The 21,607-nt window shown below is 72.6% G+C and carries 25 protein-coding genes; 16 read left to right on the plus strand and 9 right to left on the minus strand.

Going from position 1 to position 21,607, the window contains the following annotated elements; translation table 11 throughout:
• Positions 1-93 precede the first annotated feature (93 nt).
• From ACWEN3_RS02645 to ACWEN3_RS02655, 3 genes are all read left to right on the plus strand, one after another.
• Positions 94-720, plus strand: a complete 627-nt coding sequence (locus ACWEN3_RS02645; protein ID WP_452964746.1) for a TetR family transcriptional regulator — start codon at positions 94-96, stop codon at positions 718-720.
• Between the two features lie 184 nt (positions 721-904).
• Complete coding sequence (locus ACWEN3_RS02650) at positions 905-2,125, plus strand: alpha/beta hydrolase (protein ID WP_452964749.1); 1,221 nt, start codon at positions 905-907, stop codon at positions 2,123-2,125.
• Positions 2,126-2,191: 66 nt separating this feature from the next.
• Positions 2,192-3,040 (plus strand): DUF4429 domain-containing protein, encoded by an 849-nt coding sequence (locus ACWEN3_RS02655; protein ID WP_452964751.1) that lies wholly within the window; start codon positions 2,192-2,194, stop codon positions 3,038-3,040.
• 54 nt (positions 3,041-3,094) lie between these two features.
• On the opposite strand, the gene ACWEN3_RS02660 is transcribed toward ACWEN3_RS02655, so the two are convergent.
• On the minus strand, positions 3,095-3,559 hold the full coding sequence (locus ACWEN3_RS02660; protein ID WP_452964753.1) for a MerR family transcriptional regulator: 465 nt from the start codon (positions 3,557-3,559) through the stop codon (positions 3,095-3,097).
• 110 nt (positions 3,560-3,669) lie between these two features.
• On the opposite strand from ACWEN3_RS02660, the gene ACWEN3_RS02665 reads away from it, so the two are divergent.
• Complete coding sequence (locus ACWEN3_RS02665) at positions 3,670-4,146, plus strand: GNAT family N-acetyltransferase (protein WP_452964755.1); 477 nt, start codon at positions 3,670-3,672, stop codon at positions 4,144-4,146.
• 19 nt (positions 4,147-4,165) lie between these two features.
• Entirely contained in the window at positions 4,166-4,987 is an 822-nt protein-coding gene (locus tag ACWEN3_RS02670) for a serine hydrolase domain-containing protein (protein ID WP_452964757.1), read from the plus strand.
• Positions 4,988-4,997: 10 nt separating this feature from the next.
• On the opposite strand, the gene ACWEN3_RS02675 is transcribed toward ACWEN3_RS02670, so the two are convergent.
• On the minus strand, positions 4,998-5,651 hold the full coding sequence (locus ACWEN3_RS02675; RefSeq protein ID WP_452964761.1) for a pirin family protein: 654 nt from the start codon (positions 5,649-5,651) through the stop codon (positions 4,998-5,000).
• A gap of 119 nt (positions 5,652-5,770) precedes the next feature.
• Between ACWEN3_RS02675 and ACWEN3_RS02680 the strand changes: the two genes are divergently transcribed.
• The 5 genes from ACWEN3_RS02680 to fabF all read left to right on the plus strand — a co-directional run bounded on the left by ACWEN3_RS02680 (position 5,771) and on the right by fabF (position 10,719).
• Positions 5,771-6,976, plus strand: a complete 1,206-nt coding sequence (locus ACWEN3_RS02680) for a PucR family transcriptional regulator (RefSeq protein WP_452964763.1) — start codon at positions 5,771-5,773, stop codon at positions 6,974-6,976.
• A gap of 89 nt (positions 6,977-7,065) precedes the next feature.
• On the plus strand, positions 7,066-7,983 hold the full coding sequence (locus ACWEN3_RS02685; RefSeq protein ID WP_452964766.1) for an ACP S-malonyltransferase: 918 nt from the start codon (positions 7,066-7,068) through the stop codon (positions 7,981-7,983).
• A 10-nt stretch (positions 7,984-7,993) separates the two neighbouring features.
• Complete coding sequence (locus ACWEN3_RS02690; RefSeq protein WP_452964769.1) at positions 7,994-9,031, plus strand: beta-ketoacyl-ACP synthase 3; 1,038 nt, start codon at positions 7,994-7,996, stop codon at positions 9,029-9,031.
• Positions 9,032-9,112: 81 nt separating this feature from the next.
• On the plus strand, positions 9,113-9,361 hold the full coding sequence (locus ACWEN3_RS02695; RefSeq protein ID WP_046425089.1) for an acyl carrier protein: 249 nt from the start codon (positions 9,113-9,115) through the stop codon (positions 9,359-9,361).
• Positions 9,362-9,456: 95 nt separating this feature from the next.
• Positions 9,457-10,719: a beta-ketoacyl-ACP synthase II gene (gene fabF, locus ACWEN3_RS02700; protein WP_452964772.1), complete on the plus strand. Its 1,263-nt coding sequence runs from the start codon at positions 9,457-9,459 to the stop codon at positions 10,717-10,719.
• Positions 10,720-10,780: 61 nt separating this feature from the next.
• Here the strand turns inward: fabF and ACWEN3_RS02705 are convergent, their stop codons facing one another.
• Entirely contained in the window at positions 10,781-11,275 is a 495-nt protein-coding gene (locus ACWEN3_RS02705; RefSeq protein ID WP_452964775.1) for a DUF3145 domain-containing protein, read from the minus strand.
• 258 nt (positions 11,276-11,533) lie between these two features.
• On the opposite strand from ACWEN3_RS02705, the gene ACWEN3_RS02710 reads away from it, so the two are divergent.
• Both ACWEN3_RS02710 and ACWEN3_RS02715 read left to right on the plus strand, forming a co-directional pair.
• Complete coding sequence (locus tag ACWEN3_RS02710) at positions 11,534-12,418, plus strand: SGNH/GDSL hydrolase family protein (protein ID WP_452964778.1); 885 nt, start codon at positions 11,534-11,536, stop codon at positions 12,416-12,418.
• A gap of 26 nt (positions 12,419-12,444) precedes the next feature.
• Positions 12,445-13,416 carry an aldose epimerase family protein gene (locus ACWEN3_RS02715; protein ID WP_452964781.1) on the plus strand — a complete coding sequence of 324 codons (972 nt, stop codon included), beginning with the start codon at positions 12,445-12,447 and terminating at the stop codon, positions 13,414-13,416.
• Between the two features lie 7 nt (positions 13,417-13,423).
• Here the strand turns inward: ACWEN3_RS02715 and ACWEN3_RS02720 are convergent, their stop codons facing one another.
• Entirely contained in the window at positions 13,424-14,110 is a 687-nt protein-coding gene (locus ACWEN3_RS02720; protein WP_452964784.1) for a hypothetical protein, read from the minus strand.
• Positions 14,111-14,167: 57 nt separating this feature from the next.
• On the opposite strand from ACWEN3_RS02720, the gene ACWEN3_RS02725 reads away from it, so the two are divergent.
• On the plus strand, positions 14,168-14,542 hold the full coding sequence (locus tag ACWEN3_RS02725; RefSeq protein WP_452964787.1) for a hypothetical protein: 375 nt from the start codon (positions 14,168-14,170) through the stop codon (positions 14,540-14,542).
• Positions 14,543-14,668: 126 nt separating this feature from the next.
• On the opposite strand, the gene ACWEN3_RS02730 is transcribed toward ACWEN3_RS02725, so the two are convergent.
• Complete coding sequence (locus ACWEN3_RS02730) at positions 14,669-15,001, minus strand: YrdB family protein (RefSeq protein ID WP_452964790.1); 333 nt, start codon at positions 14,999-15,001, stop codon at positions 14,669-14,671.
• Between the two features lie 162 nt (positions 15,002-15,163).
• On the opposite strand from ACWEN3_RS02730, the gene ACWEN3_RS02735 reads away from it, so the two are divergent.
• A complete protein-coding gene (locus tag ACWEN3_RS02735; protein ID WP_452964793.1) occupies positions 15,164-16,432 on the plus strand; it encodes a pyroglutamyl peptidase in 1,269 nt (422 codons plus the stop codon).
• On the opposite strand, the gene ACWEN3_RS02740 is transcribed toward ACWEN3_RS02735, so the two are convergent.
• A complete protein-coding gene (locus ACWEN3_RS02740; protein ID WP_452964796.1) occupies positions 16,422-17,210 on the minus strand; it encodes an EI24 domain-containing protein in 789 nt (262 codons plus the stop codon). The two genes, ACWEN3_RS02735 and ACWEN3_RS02740, sit on opposite strands and share 11 nt — an antisense overlap.
• Before the next feature lie 23 nt (positions 17,211-17,233).
• A complete protein-coding gene (locus ACWEN3_RS02745) occupies positions 17,234-17,668 on the minus strand; it encodes a MarR family winged helix-turn-helix transcriptional regulator (RefSeq protein WP_452964799.1) in 435 nt (144 codons plus the stop codon).
• An 88-nt stretch (positions 17,669-17,756) separates the two neighbouring features.
• On the opposite strand from ACWEN3_RS02745, the gene ACWEN3_RS02750 reads away from it, so the two are divergent.
• On the plus strand, positions 17,757-18,755 hold the full coding sequence (locus ACWEN3_RS02750) for an NADP-dependent oxidoreductase (protein ID WP_452964802.1): 999 nt from the start codon (positions 17,757-17,759) through the stop codon (positions 18,753-18,755).
• 108 nt (positions 18,756-18,863) lie between these two features.
• Entirely contained in the window at positions 18,864-19,283 is a 420-nt protein-coding gene (locus tag ACWEN3_RS02755) for an organic hydroperoxide resistance protein (protein ID WP_452964805.1), read from the plus strand.
• A 72-nt stretch (positions 19,284-19,355) separates the two neighbouring features.
• Here the strand turns inward: ACWEN3_RS02755 and ACWEN3_RS02760 are convergent, their stop codons facing one another.
• Both ACWEN3_RS02760 and ACWEN3_RS02765 read right to left on the minus strand, forming a co-directional pair.
• Positions 19,356-20,516, minus strand: a complete 1,161-nt coding sequence (locus ACWEN3_RS02760) for a serine hydrolase domain-containing protein (RefSeq protein ID WP_452964808.1) — start codon at positions 20,514-20,516, stop codon at positions 19,356-19,358.
• Positions 20,517-20,766: 250 nt separating this feature from the next.
• On the minus strand, positions 20,767-21,607 hold an 841-nt coding region (locus tag ACWEN3_RS02765; RefSeq protein ID WP_452964811.1), incomplete at its 5' end, for a hypothetical protein.

The following is a 21,607-nucleotide window of genomic DNA, read 5'->3' on the forward strand; positions in this document are numbered from 1 at the left end:
TCGTGTCGATGGTGGTCTGACTAGTCATGTGCCGAGGCTAGTGACAGCGACTGACATTTGACAAAGGAAATCACAAGTCAGTAACTGACACACATGGAAACACTGCGCGAACGCAAGAAACAGCGCACCCGGGAGGCCCTGCTGCGGGCCGCCCTCGAACTGTTCACGACCCAGGGGTACGAGCGCACGACCGTCGACGAGATCGCCGACGCCTGCGAGGTCTCGCAGCGCACCTTCTTCCGCTACTTCGCGGGCAAGGAGGACGCGGCCTTCGCGGTGCAGGAGATGACGGAGGCGCACTTCGTCGAGGCCGTACGCGCGCGCCCGCCGCACGAGGCCCCGATGCAGGCGCTGCGGCAGGCGGTGCTGGAGGGGTGGGACGCGATCCGGGAGACCGTCGAGTCGGCGGTGCCGGTCGAGCTGTACGTCCGCATGTACCGGACGATCGAGTCGACGCCCGCGCTGCTCGCCGCACACCTGCGCCGCTCGGCGGCCACGGAGGAGACGATCGCCCGGATGCTGGCCGAGCGGGAGGGTGTCGACGTGGACGCCGATCCGCGTCCGCGGCTCGCCGTGGCCGTGTTCGGCGGGGTGATAAGGGTCACCGAGCGGCAGTGGTGCACGGGTGAGGACTTCAGCGTGGAGGCGGTCCGGGCGCTCACCGCCTCGCACCTCGACCAGGTGGGTTCGGCGCTCACCGGCAACTGGCGCACCGCCTGAGCCCGTTGGTCCGGCCTCCGGCCGATCGCCGGGGCGGGGTCCGGCTGATCGTCCGCGCGGCGTCCGGCAGAACATCGCCCCGGTGTTCGAAAGATCGTCCACAAAGCGTTCGACGTCCACCGAAACGTGATACCTGTCACTCGGTTACCGCGAGACCCTCTCGTTCTCCTAGTGTGTCCTCCCAGTGACTTCCTTCGACACCTCCCCGCAACTCAACGTCTGGCGCGCGCTGCTGGCCATGGCCGTGGTGTTCGTGATGCTCGCGACCACCGGCTGGACCGCTCTGCACACCCACCGGGATTCGTCCGCGCTGCAGACGTCGCTCGCCAAGTGGCGGCACGGCAGCCTCCACGGCCTGCGCCTCCCGGACCCCGAGGACGCCGCCCCCACGCGGCTCACCCACTTCTTCACCGCGCTCACCCCGCACGACCGCGACCGCCTGGCCCACCGCTACCCGCTCGCGGTCGGCAACATGAACGGCGCCCCGGTCTCCCTGCGCTACAAGGCCAACCGCATCGCCCTGGAGCAGGCGTGCGAGGTCGAGCAGAAGCGCATGCACGACAACCGGCTGAGCTCGGCCGGGCAGCAGGACGCGGGCCGGCGCATGCACCGCTACGAGTCGCTGCTGACCCCCGGCCGGCACATCCTGGCCTTCGACCCCGAGGGCACGGGCCGGATCGCGGAGGTGTTCGGAAACCTTTCCACGGCCCAGCGGATCTCGGTGATCGTCCCCGGCGTCGACACCGACGTGCTCACCTTCCAGAAGACGAACCGCGAGTACACCGCCCCGGTCGGCATGGCCAGGGCCCTGTACGCGGCCGAGCGCGAGGCGAGCCCCTCGACCCGCACGGCCGTGATCGCCTGGGCCGACTACACCTCTCCCGACGGCCTCGGCGTGGACGCGGCCACCGGGGCGCGCGCGGCGGAGGGCGCCCTGCGCCTGAACGCGCTGCTGCGGGCGCTGCCCGGCCGTGCGCCGGTGTCGATGTTCTGCCACAGCTACGGCTCCGTGGTCTGCGGGGTGGCCGCGCACGGCATGCCCCGCCGGGTGGCCGACATAGCGGTGGCCGCGAGCCCCGGCATGCGGGTCTCCGACGCCTCCCAGCTGGACACGACGGCCCGGGTGTGGGCCATGCGCGACGCCACCGACTGGATCCAGGACGTGCCGTACCTGGAGCTGGGCGGGCTCGGGCACGGTGCCGACCCGGTCTCCCCCGGCTTCGGCGCACGGGTGCTGACCGCCCACGACGCGCAGGGCCACGCCGGCTACTTCCAGCCGGGCACGGACAGCCTGCGCAACCTCGCCGACATCGGGGCGGGCGCGTACGACGCGGTGACGTGCGCCCGTGAGAACGATGCGTGCCGGACCGGTCTGCCCGGCACGACGACGGCCGGACGCGCGTAGAAACAGCAGGAAGTGCGGTCTGCGCGGGTGGCGACGGAGGAGCACGTGCCGCATACGATGAGCCGCATGGGTGACGTACTGGCGGGTTTTCATGCCGTCTGGGAGTTCGAGTCCGACTCCGTGCTCATCCGTTACGAACGGGGGATTCGAACACCGAAGCTGTTCCAGGCTCTCGGAGAGCGGCGGATCCCGCTGTCCGCGATCGAGGATGTGACGCTCACCACGGGCAGACGCGGCACCGTCGCGCTGCGGCTGGTGCCCCGCACCGGCGCCGACCCGCTGATGGAGGCGGCCGACGGGCAGCTGAAGGAAGGCTCCGACCCCTACCGGCTGATCCTGCCGGCCGAGCGGGAGACCCTCGCCGAGTACTACGCCGCCGAGTTGAAGGGTCTGCTGACCGGGTCCGGCCCCACGGACGAGCACCTGGTGGCCGCGCCCGAGGCGCCGCTGCACTTCAAGGCGTACGACGGGAAGGCGTCCTTCGACGGGGCGGCGGTGCAGTTCCGGTGGTCGTGGACGGGCGCGTCCTCGGCCAAGTGGAAGGCCGGCGACCAGAGTTACCCGGTCACCGAGCTCTGCGGGGTGGAGTGGCGCTCGCCGGAGGTGTTCGAGGGGCATCTGCGGCTGCTGCGGCGCTCGGCCGAGCCGGCGGGTCCCGTGCAGCCGGACCAGGATCCGGCGGCCGTCGTCTTCGGGCTCGGATACGGGCCGGTGCACGAGTCGCTGCCGTTCGCCGCGGCCGTGCTGGCCGCGGTACGGGTACGTGGGCCGGTACCCGCGGTACCGGCCCCCTCGCGCCGCGACCCCGCCGACATCGCCGAGCGGATCCGGCATCTCGGGGAGCTCCATCAGGCCGGCCTGGTCACCGACGAGGAGTTCTCCAGCAAGAAGGCCGAGTTGCTGGCGGAGCTGTAGTCACGCCCCGCCGGTCACTCCCCGCCCGTCATTCCCTGCCCGCGGAGGCGAAGCTCATCGAGCGGTCCCCTCCGTCGCGTAGAAACCGATCTTGCGGTCGAGGACGGCGAGCGTGTCCCGCAACTCGGCGATCCGGCCGAGCACGTCCCGGCGCGTCGCCTCCAGCAGCGCCCGCCGCTCCCCGTAGGTGCTCTCCCCCTCGCGCACCAGTTCCGCGTACCGGACCATGTCCGCCACCGGCATGCCGGTCAGCCGCAGCTTGGTCACGAAGCCCAGCCAGTCCAGGTCGCGGTTGCTGTAGCGGCGCTGGCCGGTGTGCGAGCGGTCGACGTGCGGCATCAGACCGATCCGCTCGTACCAGCGCAGCGTGTGGGCGGTCAGGCCGGTGAAGGCGACGACCTCGCTGATCGTGTAGCGGTCCTCGCCGTCGGGGCGCGGGTGGGGCGGGGGCGGGGCGGAGCAGATGTCGGCGGGGGTGGCTTGCTCGGTGGCCGCTGGCGTGGTCTGCATCACCGTCATGGCCTCCACGCTATGGCCTTCGAGTGCGCTCCAAGCAAGCGGATCCGGTAAGAAAGATCCGTAAGAAATCCGCGGGACGGGACCTGGGGCGGATGGCTAGCGTGCGGCGCATGAGTCTTGCACGCCGGGCCCTGCCCGAGGACGCCGAAGAAGTGCTGCGGCTGCGCCAGGTCATGATCGACTCCCTGTGGAGCGCGGGGGCCGGCGGGCCCACGGACTGGCACGCCGAGTCCCTGCCGACGCTGCGGGAGCGGCTCGCCGGACCGGACGGCGGCTTCGCCGCCTTCGTCGTGGACCACCCGGACCGGCCGGGAACGCTGGCCGCGCTGGTGGCCGGGACGATGGAGTACCGCATCGGCAAGGCGGGCAATCCGCACGGACGGGTGGGCCACGTCTTCAGCGTCGCGACCGACCCGGACGCCCGGCGGCGCGGGTACGCCCGCGCGTGCATGGAGGAGCTGCTCGCCTGGTTCCGCGAGGAGGGCGCGGGCCATGTGCTGCTGAACGCCTCGCCGCAGGCCGAGCCGCTGTACGCCGCCCTTGGCTTCACCCGGGATCCGGACCCTTCGATGCGGCTGCCGCTGTGAGCCGCATAGGCTCGACGGCATGTCGTTGAACAGCCTGGCCTCGATCGAGAACTGGCCCGTGCCCACCGCGGCGGCGGGGGTCGTACGAGCCGACGGGACCGTCCTCGGGACGCACGGCCCCGTCGGGCACCGCTTCCCGCTGGCGTCGGTCACCAAGCCGCTGGCCGCCTACGCGGTGCTGGTCGCGTACGAGGAGGGTGCGATCGAGCTGGACGAGCCGGCCGGGCCGCCCGGGGCGACCGTCCGCCATCTGCTCGCGCACACCTCCGGCCTCGCCTTCGACGAGCACCGGGTGATGGCGCCCGCCGGAGAGCGGCGGCTGTACTCCAACGCCGGGTTCGAGCAGCTCGGGGACCATGTCGCCAAGGCGGCGGACATCCCGTTCGGCGAGTATCTGCGGCAGGCGGTGCTGGAGCCGCTGGGCATGACGTCCACGTCGCTGGAGGGTTCTCCCGCCAAGGACGGCGTGTCCACGGTCGAGGACCTGCTGCGGTTCGCGGCGGAGGTGCAGGCGCCGCGGCTGCTCGATCCGCGGACGGTGGCGCAGGCGATGACGGTCCAGTACCCGGGGACGAAGGGCGTGCTGCCGGGTTACGGGCACCAGAACCCGAACGACTGGGGGCTGGGGTTCGAGATCCGGGACGGCAAGTCCCCGCACTGGACGGGGTCCTCGTCCTCGCCGCGGACGTTCGGGCACTTCGGGCAGTCCGGCACGTTCATGTGGATCGACCCGGACGCCGGGGCCGCCGGGGTCGCCCTGACCGACCGGGCGTTCGGTCCCTGGGCGGTCGAGGCGTGGCCCGCATTCACGGACGCGGTCCTCGCCGAGCTGCGGGACTGACGCCCGGGCGCTACGGCGCCATCTCCCACATGAGCAGTTCCGTGGCGGTGACGGCGACCGCCTCCAGGCCCTCGGCGGCCGTGAGCCGGGCGGAATCGCCCGGTCCGAGGGTCCGCGCCGCCAGCGTCGCCTCGCCCCGCACGACATGGACGTACACATGGGCCGCGTCCGGTACGGCCGTGCGCTCGTCCGGGGCCAGGCGGCGGACGTGGAGCAGGGCGCCGGCCTTCGGCAGGGCGTACGGGGTGGCGTCCGCGATGCCGTGCACGATCTCGTAGGAGGGCTCGCCGCCGGGCTCCCGGGGGGCCAGCCACATCTGGAGGAAGGTCAGCGGGGCCTGGCCGTCGTTGCGTTCCACATGCCGGACGCCCGCGGCCGCGCTGAGGTGCTGGACGTCGCCGGGGCGGACCCGGGTCTCGCGGCCCGTGGAGTCGCGGTGGGTCAGCTCGCCCTCGATCACCCAGGTGACGATCTCGGTGTGGCTGTGCGGGTGTTCGCCGAAGCCGGCGCCGGGCGCGAGCCGTTCCTCGTTGCAGGCGATCACCGCGCCGAACCGCAGGTTGCCGGGGTCGTAGTGGGGGCCGAAGGAGAAGGCGTGGCGGGAGTCGATCCCGGCCTGCGGATCCCCTCCGCGGTAGCGCTCACCGGCGCGCCGAACGTCCATCACGGGCACCACCGTAGACCGCGCGCGAAGCCCGCCGCAGGCCGCCCGGGGCGCTGCGCTGCGCCCGGGCCGTGACCCGGCTACGCACGGTCCCGTCCGGATAAGGCAGTCTTGTCCCCGTGCCCGAACCCGAATCCCACCGCAGCAATCCCGCAGCACACGACGTCCACCCGCACGCCGCGACCCTGAAGCGGCTGGAGAAGTCCTCCGGATCCCTCGCCGCGCAGGCCATCGCGCGGATGGACGAGACCCTGCCGTGGTACCGGGCCATGCCCCCGGAGAACCGTTCCTGGATCGGGCTCGTGGCCCAGGCGGGCATCGCGGCCTTCACCGAGTGGTTCCGGCACCCGGACGCGCCCCAGGCGATCTCCACGGACGTGTTCGGGACCGCGCCGCGCGAGCTGACCCGGGCCATCACGCTGCGCCAGACCGTGGAGATGGTGCGCACCACCATCGAGGTCATGGAGAGCGCCATCGACGAGGTGGCCGCCCCCGGGGACGAGGGGGTGCTGCGGGAGGCCCTGCTCGTCTACGCGCGCGAGATCGCCTTCGCCACCGCCCAGGTGTACGCCCAGGCCGCCGAGGCACGCGGTGCCTGGGACGCGCGGCTGGAGTCGCTGGTGGTCAACGCCGTGCTCAGCGGCGAGGCCGACGAGGGGGCGGTCAGCCGGGCCGCCGCGCTCGGCTGGAACTCGCCGGAGCATGTGTGCGTGGTGCTCGGGACCGCGCCGGACGGGGACAGCGAGCTGACCGTCGAGGCGATCCGGCGGGCCGCGCGCCACGCGAAGCTGCAGGTGCTCACCGGAGTGCTCGGGGACCGGCTGGTCGTGATCGCCGGCGGCAACCCCAATCCGCTCGCCGTCGCCAGGTCGCTGATCGGGCCGTACGCCGCCGGGCCGGTCGTCGCCGGGCCCGTCGTACCCGATCTGCTCGCCGCGACCCGGTCCGCGCAGGCGGCCGCCGCGGGGCTGAAGGCGTGTACCGCCTGGCAGGACGCGCCACGGCCGGTGCTGGCGGACGATCTGCTGCCGGAGCGCGCGATCGCGGGCGATCCGAACGCACGCGAGCAGTTGGTGGAGGAGATCTACAGACCGCTGGAGGAGGCCGGGTCGGCACTCCTGGAAACCCTGAGTGTCTACCTGGAGCAGGCGAGCAGCCTGGAGGGCGCGGCGCGGATGCTCTTCGTTCACCCGAACACCGTGCGCTACCGGCTCCGACGTGTGACAGACGTCACCGGTTGGTCGCCTTCGGATGTACGATCCGCGTTCACGCTGCGGATCGCGCTCATCCTGGGGCGTCTGGCCGACGGCGAAGCCCCGGCATAGGGTTTTGTCGAGGCTCCACAAAAGCCCTTCGTGTTCTTCGTCCCTGTCCCCACGGGCGGCCGTGGCCGTCCCCAAGAGAGAGTGTGAGAGTGCTCGTACTCGTCGCTCCCGGCCAGGGCGCCCAGACGCCCGGCTTCCTGACTCCCTGGCTCGAACTGCCCGGCGCCGCGGACCGCGTCGCCACGTGGTCGGACGCCATCGGCCTGGACCTGGTGCACTTCGGCACCCAGGCCGACGCCGACGCCATCCGCGACACCGCGGTGGCGCAGCCGCTGCTGGTCGCCGCCGGGATCCTGTCCGCCGCGGCACTGGGTGACATCGCCCCGGACGCCGTGGCCGGTCACAGTGTCGGGGAGATCACCGCCGCCGCCTTCGCCGGTGTCCTGGGCGACACCGCCGCGCTGGGCCTGGTCCGCAAGCGGGGTCTGGCCATGGCCGACGCCGCCGCGATCACCGAGACCGGCATGTCGGCGCTGCTCGGCGGCGACCCCGAGACCTCCGTCGCGCACCTGGAGAAGCTGGGCCTGACCCCGGCGAACATCAACGGCGCGGGCCAGATCGTCGCCGCGGGCACGCTGGAGCAGCTGGCCGCGCTGAGCGAGGACAAGCCCGAGGGCGTCCGCAAGGTCGTCCCGCTGAAGGTCGCCGGCGCCTTCCACACCCGTCACATGGCCCCCGCGGTCAAGACGCTGGCCAAGGCCGCCGCGGAGCTGGCGCCCGCCGACCCCAAGGTCACCTGCGTCTCGAACAAGGACGGCCGGGCCGTCACCTCCGGCGCCGAGGTGCTGGAGCGGCTGGTGGGCCAGGTGGCCAACCCGGTGCGCTGGGACCTGTGCATGGAGACGTTCAAGGAGCTGGGCGTCACCGCGCTCGTCGAGGTGTGCCCGGGCGGCACCCTGACCGGCCTGGCCAAGCGGGCGCTGCCCGGCGTCGCGACGCTGGCCCTGAAGACCCCCGACGACCTCGACGCGGCCCGCGCGCTCATCACCGAGCACACCGGGGCCTAAGGAGCCGTAGATGGCGAAGATCAAGCCCAGCAAGGGCGCCCCGTATGCGCGCATCCTCGGTGTCGGCGGCTACCGGCCGACGCGGGTGGTGCCCAACGAGGTGATCCTCGAGAAGATCGACTCGTCCGACGAGTGGATCCGCTCGCGCTCCGGCATCGAGACCCGGCATTGGGCGGGTCCCGAGGAGACCGTGGCCGCGATGTCGGTCGAGGCGGCCGGCAAGGCGATCGCGGACGCCGGCATCGACGCCGAGCAGATCGGCGCCGTGGTCGTCTCCACCGTCTCGCACTTCAGCCAGACCCCGGCCGTCGCCACCGAGATCGCCGACAAGCTCGGCACGGACAAGGCAGCCGCCTTCGACATCTCGGCCGGCTGCGCGGGCTTCGGCTACGGCCTGACGCTCGCCAAGGGCATGGTGGTGGAAGGTTCCGCCGAGTACGTGCTCGTCATCGGCGTGGAGCGGCTGAGCGACCTGACCGACCTGGAGGACCGGGCCACGGCCTTCCTGTTCGGTGACGGCGCCGGCGCGGTCGTCGTGGGCCCCTCGCAGGAGCCGGCCATCGGCCCGACCGTGTGGGGCTCGGAGGGCGACAAGGCCGGGACCATCAAGCAGACCGTCCCGTGGGACCGGTTCTTCCCCCGCGCCGGCGACCTCGCCGAGCTGCCCGTCGACAGCGAGGGCAACGTCAAGTTCCCCGCGATCACGCAGGAGGGCCAGGCGGTGTTCCGCTGGGCCGTGTTCGAGATGGCGAAGGTCGCCCAGCAGGCGCTGGACGCGGCCGGGATCAGCCCGGACGACCTGGACGTCTTCATCCCGCACCAGGCCAATGTGCGGATCATCGACTCGATGGTGAAGACCCTCAAACTGCCGGAGCATGTCATGGTCGCCCGTGACATCCGTACCACCGGCAACACCTCGGCCGCCTCGATTCCGCTCGCGATGGAGCGGCTTCTGGCGACCGGGGAGGCGAAGAGCGGCGACACCGCGCTCGTCATCGGATTCGGGGCGGGTCTCGTCTACGCCGCCACGGTCGTTACCCTCCCCTAGGCACTCCGTGCCGGATCATGCGATTCGGCAGGGGGACAACTGCCACAAACCGTCTGGAACATCGAAGAAGGAGCGCCTGACATGGCCGCCACTCAGGAAGAGATCGTCGAGGGTCTCGCCGAAATTGTGAACGAGATCGCCGGCATCCCGGTTGAGGACGTCCAGCTGGACAAGTCCTTCACCGACGACCTGGACGTCGACTCGCTGTCCATGGTCGAGGTCGTCGTCGCCGCCGAGGAGCGCTTCGACGTGAAGATCCCGGACGAGGACGTCAAGAACCTCAAGACCGTCGGCGACGCGACCGACTACATCCTCAAGCACCAGGCCTGAGCCATCTGTAGGCCCTGACGGGCCGTCAGGCTGCAAGGCCCCGCCACCCGGCGGTGGCGCCGTTGAATCCCGCATCCGTTGGAGAAAGAATTCCCGTGAGCCCGACCAATCGCACCGTGGTCGTCACCGGTATCGGCGCAACCACACCGCTGGGTGGCGACGCAGCTTCGTTCTGGGAGGCCCTCGTCGCCGGCAAGTCCGGTGTCGGCCTTCTGGAGCAGGACTGGGCGGCCGAACTGCCGGTTCGCATCGCCGCGCAGATCGCCGTCGAGCCGGGCGAGATCATCCCCCGGCCGCAGGCCCGCAAGCTGGACCGGTCGGCGCAGTTCGCGCTGATCGCCGCTCAGGAGGCCTGGAAGGACGCCGGTTTCACCGCCAAGGCCGGTGAGGACGCGTCCGTGAACCCCGACCGGATGGGTGCGGTCATCGCCTCCGGCATCGGCGGTGTGACCACGCTCCTCGACCAGTACGACGTACTCCGGGAGAAGGGCGTACGCCGTGTCTCCCCGCACACCGTGCCGATGCTGATGCCCAACTCCCCGGCGGCCAACGTCGGCATCGAGCTGGGCGCCCGCGCCGGTGTGCACACCCCGGTCTCGGCCTGCGCCTCGGGCGCGGAGGCCATCGGGTACGCGATCGAGATGATCCGCACCGGGCGTGCGGACGTGGTCGTGGCCGGTGGTACCGAGGCCGCCATCCACCCGCTGCCGATCGCCGCGTTCGGCAACATGATGGCGATGTCCAAGAACAACGACGACCCGAAGGGCGCCTCGCGTCCCTACGACGCCGGCCGTGACGGCTTCGTGCTCGGCGAGGGCGCCGGTGTGATCGTCCTGGAGTCCGAGGAGCACGCGAAGGCCCGCGGCGCCCGGATCTACGCCGAGGCGGTCGGCCAGGGCATCTCCGCCGACAGCCACCACATCACGCAGCCTGAGCCGTCCGGCAACGGCATCGCGCAGGCGCTGCAGAACCTGATGGACAACACGGACCTGAAGCCGGCCGAGATCGTGCACGTGAACGCGCACGCGACCTCGACGCCGCAGGGTGACGTGGCCGAGATCAAGGCGCTGCGGAAGGTGTTCGGCGACGACGTCGACCACATGGCGATCTCCGCGACCAAGTCGATGACCGGTCACCTGCTCGGCGGTGCCGGCGGCATCGAGACCGTCGCGTCGATCCTGGCGCTCGTGAACCGCACGGCCCCGCCCACCATCAACGTGGACAACCTCGACCCCGAGGTCAACGCGGACGTGGTGGTCGGTGAGGCCCGTCAGCTGCCCGAGGGGCGCATCGCCGCGCTGAACGACTCGTTCGGGTTCGGCGGCCACAACGTGGTCCTGGCGTTCCGGAGCATCTGAGAACACGGCGAAGGGCCCCCACCGGCCGGTGGGGGCCCTTCGCCGTACCCGCTGAGCCGTCTCAGACCACCTGGTGCAGCCAGCGCACCGGTGCTCCCTCGCCCGCGTAGCGGAACGGCTCCAGTTCGTCGTCCCACGGCTTGCCGAGGAGCTTGGCGATCTCGGCCTCCAGGTCGGTCTCGCCGCGCTGGGAGCGGGTCAGGGCCGCGCGCAGACGGTCCTCGGGGATGAGGATGTCGCCGTGGATGCCGGTGACGGCGTGGAAGATGCCGAGGTCGGGGGTGCAGCTGTAGCGCTCGCCCTCGGCGGTCGGGCAGGGCTCGGCGGTGACCTCGAAGCGGAGCAGGTGCCAGCCGCGCAGCGCCGAGGCGAGCTTGGAGGCGGTGCCGGCCTGGCCCTGCCAGGAGAACTCCGAGCGCCAGGTGCCGGGGGCCGCGGGCTGCCTGATCCAGTCGAGGCTGACGCGCGTGCCGAGCACCCCGGCGACGGCCCACTCGACGTGCGGGCACAGCGCGCGCGGCGCGGAGTGCACGTACAGAACTCCACGTGTCGTCACCGGAACCTCCGGGCAGAGCGGGACATCTTGCGGACTGGCTGGGCGGCAGTGGCGGCGGCCGCGTTGATGGCGAGGCTACCCTGCGGCGGCGCAAGGAGTGTGACGTACCGTCGGTCCCGGTGCCAGGAAACCCCCGCCATTCACCCAGGGGGACGCTTGTACGGGTCCAGTCCGTTCCCGCGGGCCCGGCCGGGAACCCTCGCACGTTGTTATGGGAGGGAGCACCGGACCGTCGAGCGAGCGAGGAGATCAGCAGGGATGCGGAAGCGAAGCCACCGTGCGCGGGCCGCCCTTGCCGTCGTGGCGGCCGCCGTGCTGGGCGCCGCCGGGTGCGACGCCGGGAGTTCGCCCACGCCGAAGAGCACGAAGGCGCGTGCCGCCGAGGCTCCCGTGTGGAACCGCAGCCCGGCCTCGATCGCCGCGGTCGGCGACTCCATCACCCGCGGCTTCGACGCGTGCATGGTGCTGTCGGACTGCCCGGAGGTGTCGTGGGCGACGGGCAGCGACGCCCAGGTGGACAGCCTGGCGGTGCGGCTGCTCGGGGTGACGGGGGCGGCGCGGCGCAGCTGGAACTACGCGGAGACCGGGGCCCGGGTGGCGGACCTGACGCAGCAGATGACGCAGGCCGCCGCCCGCCGCCCCGAACTGGTGACGGTGATGGTGGGGGCGAACGACGCCTGCCGGTCCTCCCCGCGGGCGATGACCTCGGTGGACGGCTTCCGCGCGGACTTCGAGGAGGCGATGCGCACCCTGCGCGCGACGCTGCCGAAGACGCAGGTGTACGTGGCGAGCGTGCCGAACCTCAAGCGGCTGTGGTCGCAGGGCCGCGCCGATCCGCTGGGCAAGGAGGTGTGGAAGCTCGGCATCTGCCCCTCGATGCTGGGTGACGCCGACGACCTGAGCGACGCGGCGGCGGGGCGGCGGGAGCGGGTGCAGCGGCGGGTCGTGGCGTACAACAAGGTGCTGAAGGAGGTCTGCGCCCAGGACCGCCGCTGCCGCTTCGACGGCAACGCGGTCTACGACTACCGGTTCGGCACCGACCAGCTCAGCCGCTGGGACTGGTTCCACCCCAGCAAGGACGGCCAGGCGCGGCTCGCGGCGATCGCGTACCGGACGATCACGGCCCGGGATCCGGATGCCTGACGCGCCGGTCGCCTAGGGTTTTCCACATGAGCGAACTTTTCGGCGCACTTCCCGACGGCTCCGAGGTCCACCGCTGGACGCTGGAGCGTGCCGGGACGCGGGTGGAGGTCCTGACGTACGGCGGGATCGTCCGGTCGGTGGAGATCCCGGACCGGGAGGGCCGTACGGCGGACGTGGTGCTGGGGTTCGCGGATCTGAAGGGCTATCTCGCGCACCCGGAGCCGCATCTCGGCGCCCTGGTCGGCCGGTACGCCAACCGGATCGCGGGCGCCCGCTTCCCGCTGGACGGCCTGGTCTACGCCCTGGAGCCGAACGAGGGCTCCAACTGCCTGCACGGCGGCCCGCACGGCTTCGACCAGCGGCTGTGGGAGGCGGAGCCCGTCGCGCACGGGGTGCGGCTGACCCGGGTGAGCGCGCACGGCGAGGAGGGCTTCCCCGGCCGGCTGGCGGTGTCGGCGACGTACACGCTGGACGCCACCGGTGCGCTGCGGATCGCGTACCAGGCGGTGACGGACGCGCCGACGGTGCTCAACCTCACCAACCACAGCTACTTCAACCTGGCCGGCTCGGGTCACGCGGGCGGGCACGAACTGCGGCTGGCCGCGTCCCGGTTCACCCCGGCCGACGCGGACCAGATCCCGACGGGCGTGCTGGAGGACGTGACCGGCTCCCGGTTCGACTTCCGGACCGCCCGGAAGGTCGGCTCGGGCTACGACCACAACTTCGTCCTGGACAAGGGCGTCACCGAGACGGCGGAGGAGGTCGCCGAGCTGCACGACCCGGCCTCCGGGCGGGCCCTGACCGTGGCGACGACCGAGCCGGGCCTCCAGCTCTACACCGCCGACCACCTGGCGGCCCCCTTCGCACCCGGTGACGGCGTCGCCCTGGAGACCCAGCACTTCCCGGACTCCCCGAACCGCCCGGAGTTCCCGGGCACCGTGCTGCGGCCGGACGGGGTCTTCCGCTCCGAGACGGTGTACGGCTTCTCGGTGCGCTGACGCCGCCTCAGACGGGCTCGCCGCGCATGCGCCTGGCCGCCTTGCCCAGCAGGGCCATGGCGCCGGCGCAGACGAGCAGGGTGGCGATGCCGGCCAGGGTGGGGGCGACCGCGTGGCCCTTGATGCCCTCGCCGGTCACCGTCGTCGCGAGCACGAAGATGATCGAGTACAGGCTCCGGCCGACCTTCGCGCCGGCCGGAATCACCCGGAGCAGCTGGGGGACGGTGGTCGCGGCGGCCAGTGCCATGCCGAAGGGCAGGGCGGCGGCGGTCATCAGGGCGCCGAAGCCGAAGGAGTTGCCGTAGGCGCCCCAGCCGGCGCCCTTGTAGAGCAGGTACCCGGTCGCGGCGAGGGACAGCAGGACCAGCAGGCCGTTGAGGTAGGCGGCCTGCGTGGCGGCCTTGCGGGCGCCGGGCAGGTGTGCGGCCGGGGAGCGCCAGGCGTCGGCGGTGATCAGCCGCAGCTGCCGCTTGAGGCCCTGCATCTGCAGGAGCGAGTAGACGCCGAAGGCGAGCACCGCCAGTCCCGCCGCCGCTCCGGCGAAGCCGAGGGGGCTGTGCGTGATGCCGTAGTGGACGCCGCCGAAGGTGAGCGGGATGCCGAGCACCATGCCGTAGGCCATCGGCTTGGCCTTCTCCTGGATCTTCAGCGCCAGTTCGCGCTGGGCCGGGGTCAGGTTGGGGTCCAGCCGCATGCGCCCCTCGCCGAGCTGCTGGGCCGGGGGCTGGTTCGGCTGCGGGTACGGCCGCTGGTGCTGGTTCGCCTGGTGGGGCGGGTACGGCTGGTACTGCTGCTGCGGGTGCGGGTGGGGCTGCTGGGGCACGTACGGCTGTTGCGGCGGGTACGGCTGCTGTGGCGGGTACGGCTGCTGCGGCGGGTACGGCTGTTGCGGTGGGTACGGCTGCTGTGGCGCGTACGGCTGTTGCGGTGGGTACGGCTGCTGGCCGTACGGTCCCGTCGGTGGCTGCTGCTGGCCTGGATACACGATGTCTCCCCCGTGGCCGGTGTGTCCGGTGTGCGCGGCCCGGGAGTCTGCCATACGGCCCGGGCGGTACGAGCCCCGGTCCGGGGGTCAGGTCCCGGACCGGGGCTGCTGGTGGGGGACTTGTCCCGGATCAGACGTTAATCCGTGCGGTCGGCCCGTGGTCGCCGATCGAGCGGCTCGCGGTGATCTCGTACGAACCCTTCACAAACGCCCGTGACCTCGTCCGCTCGTCCCGGACCGCGACGCCGCGGACCTGCGGAGTGAGGGTCACTGGTCCCACACGACGGCGAGGCTCTTACCGACGGCGCACAGCAGGGCCAGGACGAGCGCCCACCCGTACGCCCCGGCGGCGCACAGGGCGACGACACCGGCTCCGAACCAGAGCGCCTCGAAGGCGACGCGGGCCGCGCCCCGCACCTTGAACCGGGCCCGCGGTGACCCGAACAGCGCCCACAGCGCGACCATCGCGGTCAGGGCGAGAACGCTGACGAGCCAGGCGAGGGACGTGTCCAGGGTGAGCCCCCAGTAGGCGGCGGCCGCGAGCGCGCCGAGCTCGACGAGAAAGAGCACACCCAGGTTCGCGGCCTTCGCTGTCTTCATGCGCCGCAGTATCACCCGCGGGCGGACACCGCCGCCGAGCTTTTCCGTCTCCCCGAACCTCCGCCGCGACAAGGCGCCATGGCGCGGCTCACCCGTGGCACGGGATACTTCCGCCGTCCACCGCACCATGCGCCCCACCGCGACGGAAGGACCCGAACTGCCTTGACCGCCCTACGCGTTCGCCTCGGCATCCTCGGCCTGGCCCTGCTGGCCGGCCTGTCCGCACCCGGTGCCACGCCCACCGCCGGGGCCGCCGCACCGGCGGTCCCCTCCCCCACCGTCGAGGAACAGCGGCTCGACGGGGCCGTGCCGCAGGAGATCCTCCGGCGCTCCGGATTCGACGCGGCGGCAGCGGAGTTCGGCCGCGACCTGGCCCGCGCCGGCTCCTACGCGCGGGCCCGCCGCGTCGTCGTGCGCGAAGGGTCCGCGCTGTGGCGGCGGGCCGTGGAACGGGCCCAGGGGCGGGGGCCGGCCGGCGGCGACCTGAGCCGGGACGACGACCGGCCGCTGTACTGGGCGCGGCTGGGGATGACGCGTGACGTGCGGACCTGGGCGCCCGGGTTCGGGCTCACGGACACCCAGCGGCAGGACCTGCTGGACCGGTTGGAGCGGACCTCCCGGGGGCAGACGGACATCCGGTATCCGGCCGGCCCGCGGCTCAGGCGGATCCTGCTCACCGGCTTCGACCCGTTCACCCTCGACCGGGACATCCGCATCTCCAATCCGTCCGGGGCGGCCGCGCTCGCGCTCGACGGCACGGTGATCGAGACGGCCGCAGGTCCGGCGCGCGTGGAGACGGCCGTCTTCCCGGTGCGCTGGCGGGACTTCGCCGAGGGCACGGTGGAGCGGACGCTGCGGCCGTACCTGCCGGCGGTGGACCTGTTCACGACCGTGAGTCAGGGCCGCGTCGGCCGGTTCGACGTCGAGCGCACCAACGGGGCCTGGCGGGGCGGCTTCCCGGACAACGACGGCGTCTCGCGGACGGAGACCGTCCCGGTCGCCGATCCGGCCACCCAGCCGCAGTGGACGACCACGACGCTGCCCTACGCCGCCGTCGTGGCCGCGCACACGGGCCGGTTCCCGGTGTACGACCACACCGAGGTCACCGAGATCCCGGCGGGGGGCACCGATCCCGTCGTCCGGCCCGACGGCCCGACCCCGGGCTCCACGGCCCGCGCCGGGGGCGGCGGCGACTACCTCTCCAACGAGATCGCCTACCGGGCCACCCTGCTCCGGGACCGGCTCGGGCTGCACGGCACGCTGCCCGGCGGCCATGTGCACACGCCGGTCCTCCAGTTCGGCGCCGGCAACACCGACCCGGCGACCGGCACGGTCACCGACCCGGAGTTCGTGCGCAACCGGCTGGACATCGTCGCGCAGGTGCGGTCGATCCTGACGGTGGCGGCCGGGGCCGCGTCCGTCAGGAGGTGACCTGCCGGTCCTCCTCGGCCTCCGCCTCCGCGTTCTCCTCGCCCAGCAGGTCGCGGGCGAGGAGGGTGGCGCCGGCGACCGCGCCCGGCATCAGGAACACCGCGACGAACGGGACGAGGAAGGCGAGGCCGAGGGGGGCGCCGAAGCCCCAGACCAGGCTCTTGCGGGAGCGGAGGAGGGCGAGCCGGGCGCGGAGTTCGACGCCGCGGCGCTGGAGGGCCACGGCGGCCAGTTCCTCGGTGAGGAAGAAGCCGGTGACGAAGAAGCCGATCACCGGGACGACGGTCTGGCCGACGAGGGGCAGGAAGCCGAGGGCGAAGAGCAGGACGCCCCACAGGCCGGCCCGGACGAGGATGCGCAGGCTGTCGCGGGCCGATGTCCACAGCTCCCGCCAGAGCGGGAGGTCCGAGCGGGGGGCGGTGCCGTCGGGCGACAGGTCGGCGTCGACCTTCTCCGAGAGGTTCTCGTAGAAGGGCTGGCCTATCAGCAGGGTGACGGCGGTGAAGGTGAGCACGGCCAGCAGCAGGCCGAGGGCGAAGAGCACGGCGGTCAGAAGGCCGCGGAACAGGCCCTGCCAGGGGCTGGACCAGTGGTCCGCGAACGGGGTCGCCCAGCCGACCGCGTCCTCGCCCCACACGGCGAGCACGGCCAGCGCGGCCGCGTAGAGGACCAGGGTGATCAGGCCGGGCAGCAGGCCGAAGCCGTACTGACGGCCGTGCCGGGCCACCCAGCGCTGGCCCTTCAGAAGGTGTCCGAACCCCGCCCCGAGATCATGCATGGCCAGGACTTTACCCGGAGTCGTCAGGAGTCCAGCATGCGCTGCAGCAGGTCGCGCAGCACCAGCCGCTCCTCGTCGGACAGGCCCGCCAGGGGTTCGCGGGCGAAGCGCAGGCCGTCCCTCAGTTCCCGTACCACCCGGCGGCCGTCGTCCGTGGCGGCGGCCAGCTTCACCCGGCGGTCCGCGGGGTCCGGACGCCGTTCGACCAGCCCCCGGGTCTCCAGCCGGTCCACGATCCCGGTCACGTTGGACGGCTCGCACTTCAGCTTCTGCGCCAGCTTGCGCATCGGCAGCGGATCGAGCGAGAGCAGGCTGAGCAGCTTCGCCTGCGCGCCGGTCAGGGCGTGCCCGGCGGCGGCCTCCTCGTAGTCCGCGTGGTAGCGGGCCACCACCTCGGCGATGAGCTGGACGACCTCTATGGTCAGTTCGTCCGGACGGGTCTTCTGCGGCGCGGCCATGACGGCATCCTACCCCGCTTACTTGACATCATGAAATATTCAGGTGCACGGTTGTTTCAGATGCTGAAGTAAATCGAAAGGCACCGTCATGATCAACCGCGAGTGGCACCTGCTCAGCCGTCCCGTCGGCTGGCCGAAGCCGGAGGACTTCGCCCTGGTCGAGACCGAGGTCCCGACACCCGGCGAGGGCCAGGTGCTGGTGCGCAACAAGTACCTGTCGGTGGACCCGTACATGCGCGGCCGGATGTCGGCCGCCAAGTCGTACGCCGCCCCCTACGAGCTGGGCAAGGCCATGCAGGGCGGCGCGGTCGGCGAGGTCGTCGAGTCCAGCGCCGAGGGCATCGCGGCCGGCGATCACGTCCTGCACTTCTTCGGCTGGCGCGAGTACGCCGTCCTGGACGCCCGGCACGCCGTCAAGGTCGACCCGGAGGCCGCGCCGCTGTCGACGTACCTCGGCGTCCTCGGCATGACCGGCCTGACCGCCTACGCCGGTCTGCTGCGCACCGCCTCCTTCAAGGAGGGCGACATCGTCTTCGTCTCCGGCGCGGCCGGCGCCGTGGGCAGCCAGGTCGGGCAGATCGCCAAGCTCAAGGGCGCCTCGCGGGTCATCGGCTCGGCCGGGTCCGACGAGAAGGTCAAGCTGCTGGTGGAGGAGTACGGCTTCGACGCCGCGTTCAACTACAAGAACGGCCCGGTCGCCGAGCAGCTGCGCGCGGCCGCGCCCGACGGCATCGACGTCTACTTCGACAACGTGGGCGGCGACCACCTGGAGGCGGCCGTCGGCTCGCTCAACCTGAACGGCCGCATCGCCGTCTGCGGCATGATCTCGGTCTACAACAACACCGATCCCGCCCCCGGCCCGCGCAACCTCGCCCGCCTCATCCAGACCCGCGGCCGCATGGAGGGCTTCCTGGTCGGCGACCACTACGACCTGCAGCCGCAGTTCGTCTCGGAGGTCGGCCCCTGGGTCGCCTCGGGGCAGCTGAAGTACCGCGAGACGGTCGTGGACGGCGTCGAGAACACCCTGGAGGCGTTCCTCGGGGTCCTGCGCGGCGACAACACCGGCAAGATGATCGTCAAGCTCTAGGATCCAGGACCAGGATTCCGGGTTCTTCCGCTGTGCGGTAACTTCTTTCCGAAATCCGTCGTCGATCGCGGGCGCGAGTCACGGCGGACCGACGAGGAGGACAACCGCATGCCCATCACCCAGTCCGACGTTCTGTACACGGCCGTCGCCACCGCCGAGAACGGCCGGGACGGCCGTGTCGCCACGGACGACGGCAGGCTCGACGTCGTCGTGAACCCGCCCAAGGAGATGGGCGGCAGCGGCGCCGGCACCAACCCGGAGCAGCTGTTCGCCGCGGGGTACAGCGCCTGCTTCCAGGGCGCGCTCGGCGTGGTCGCCCGGCAGGGGGGCGCCGACGTCTCCGGCTCGACCGTCACCGCGAAGGTCGGCATCGGGAGGAACGACGACGGCTTCGGGATCATCGTCGAGATCTCGGCGAGCATCCCCGGCGTCGACGAGGCGACCGCGCGCTCCCTGGTGGAGAAGGCTCACCAGGTCTGCCCGTACTCGAAGGCGACTCGGGGCGACATCAGCGTGACGCTGGTCTGACCGGCGTCGTTGCTCATGGCGGCAGCCGCACCCTAGGACGTGGGGTGCGGCTGCTGCGCCGTGTCCCGCGGGTCAGCGCGTCGCCAGCGCCGCCGTGTGCACCGCCGCCGCCAGCCGGTCGTTCTCCGGTGCCGCGCCGGGCCGGAAGACGAGACGGCGCCGGGTGTAGCCGTAGGCCAGGCCGGATCGGGGGTCGGCGAAGGCCTGGGTGCCGTTGGCGCCGCTGTGGCCGATCGCGCCGGCGCCCAGGAAGGGGTGCCAGACGTCGGCGGTGGCCTGGAAGCCGAGGCCGAAGGCCTTGTGGACGCGGGCCACCAGGTCGTAGCCGACGGAGTGGATCTGGCCGAACTCCGCGACCGTGTCCTCCTTCAGCAGCGGCGCCTTGTCGTCGACCTCGCTGATCGCCGCCGCGTACATCCCGGCGAGGCCGCGCGCCGAGGCGATGCCGCCCACCGAGGCCGGGCCCCTGGCGCGGACCTGCCGCTCCTCGTACAGCCGCTCCAGGTCGGTCGGTTCCGCCGCGTGCCGGTTGAACGCGATCGCGGCGAGGCTGTGCCGGCCGGCCGGCAGCGCGTCGAGAAGGACCTGCTGCCCGGGGGTGGGCAGCAGCGGCCGGACGCCACGGAAGCGGGGCTCGTCCGCGGCCGGCAGGCCCAGGTGGAAGTCCAGGCCGTAGGGGGCGCGGACCCGTTCCTCGTAGACCTCCTGGGTCGTGCGGCCCGTCGCCCGGCGGACGACCTCGCCGGTCAGCGCGCCGATGACCAGGGCGTGGTAGCCGAAGGCCGTGCCCGGCCGCCAGTACGGCCGCTGGTCGGCGAGGCGCTCGGCCATCGCCCGGTCGTCGGCCAGCTCCGCGCGGCTGAACCCGGTGTCGGTGCCCACCACCCCGGAGCGGTGCGCGAGCAGGTCCCGCAGGGTCAGCGCGCCCTTGCCCTCGGCGGCGAACTCGGGCCAGTAGTAGGTCACTCTGCGGTCCAGTTCCAGCGTGCCGTCCTGCACCAGCAGCGCCGCCACCAGATGGGCCGCGCCCTTGGTGGCCGAGTACACGCCGTACAGCGAGTCGCCCGCCACGCCCTCGCCCGCCCACAGGTCCACGACGCGGCGACCGTGCACATGGGCGCACAACTGACCCTCGTAGTCGTCCCGTTCCCCGGCGACGAAGGCGGCGAACTCCTCGCGCACCGCCTCGAAGCCCTCGGCGACCGTGCCGTGGACGGTGATGTCCTGCGTCATCCGCTCTCCTCAACTGAGCCGCTGCTCGCTGCTCCCCCTCGGCACAACGCCCGCGCTCACGCGGGGCGTTCCGGGGATCGGTACGGCGAGACGGACCCGTTCGACTCAACCGCCCCGGGGACCGGCCGGTGCCACGGGCGCGACGGAGGGGGGCGGACAGGAGAGGAAGGCGGGGGGATTCCGGCTCAGGCGCGCCGCCGAAGGCGGGACGGTACGGCTCGGACGCGCCGCAGGTGGCCGGCGGTTCGGCTCAGGAGCACCACCACAGGAAGCGGGTGCAGGTCCTGCTGGGCGACGGTTTCGGGGTCGGGCCGGAGGACGTCGGGCCGCCGCTCGGGGCGGTGGTGGGGTGGGTGGTCTCCGGGGCGGTCGGGGCCTTGGTGGTCACGCCGCCGCCCGTCGCCGACTGCCGGACCGTGCCCGTGTCCGTGGCGGACGGGGAGGCGGAGGCCTTGTGCTTCGGGGGCCTGGAGGCGGACGCGGAGGCCGGGGCGTCCGGGGAGGCGGTGGCGCCCGCGGCGGTGCCGGAGGCGTCGCGGAGGGGACCGGCCGTGCCGCCCGGCGTCGCGGAGGACGCGCCGCCGTCGGCCGCGGTGTCGCCGGACGTGGCCGGGCTGCCGCCGGAGAGCGGGAAGGGCGCGTCCGTGCCCAGTTCGGCGACGGTGAGGCCGCCCGCCGCCAGCACGAGGCCGGCGGCGATCAGGACGGTACGGCGACGGCGGCGTCGGTGGGCGGCGGCCTTGCGGTCCCGGCGGCTGGAGTCGGCCTCGGCGGGGCTCGCGCCGGCGGTGCCCCGCGTCCTGCGCCGGGCGGCCCGGCCGCCGGCCCCGGTCTCCTCCCGCGGCTCCGGCGCTTCCCGCTCCTCCGGCTCCCCCTGCTCGTACTCCTCCCGGGCGACGTCCTCCCGGGCGTACTCCTGTGGGTGCTCTTGGCCCACGCCGTGTCCGTCGCCGTGCCCAGAGCCGTATCCGGTGCCGTACCCCTCGGCGGGGAGGTACCCGCCGTACCCCGGCGTCTCCGTCCTGGGCGCCGGCTTCAACCGCTCCACGCTGCTGAGCAACACCGTCCAGCCCGCCACCGACGCGGCCGCC

Source organism: Streptomyces sp. NPDC004561 (assembly GCF_053602155.1).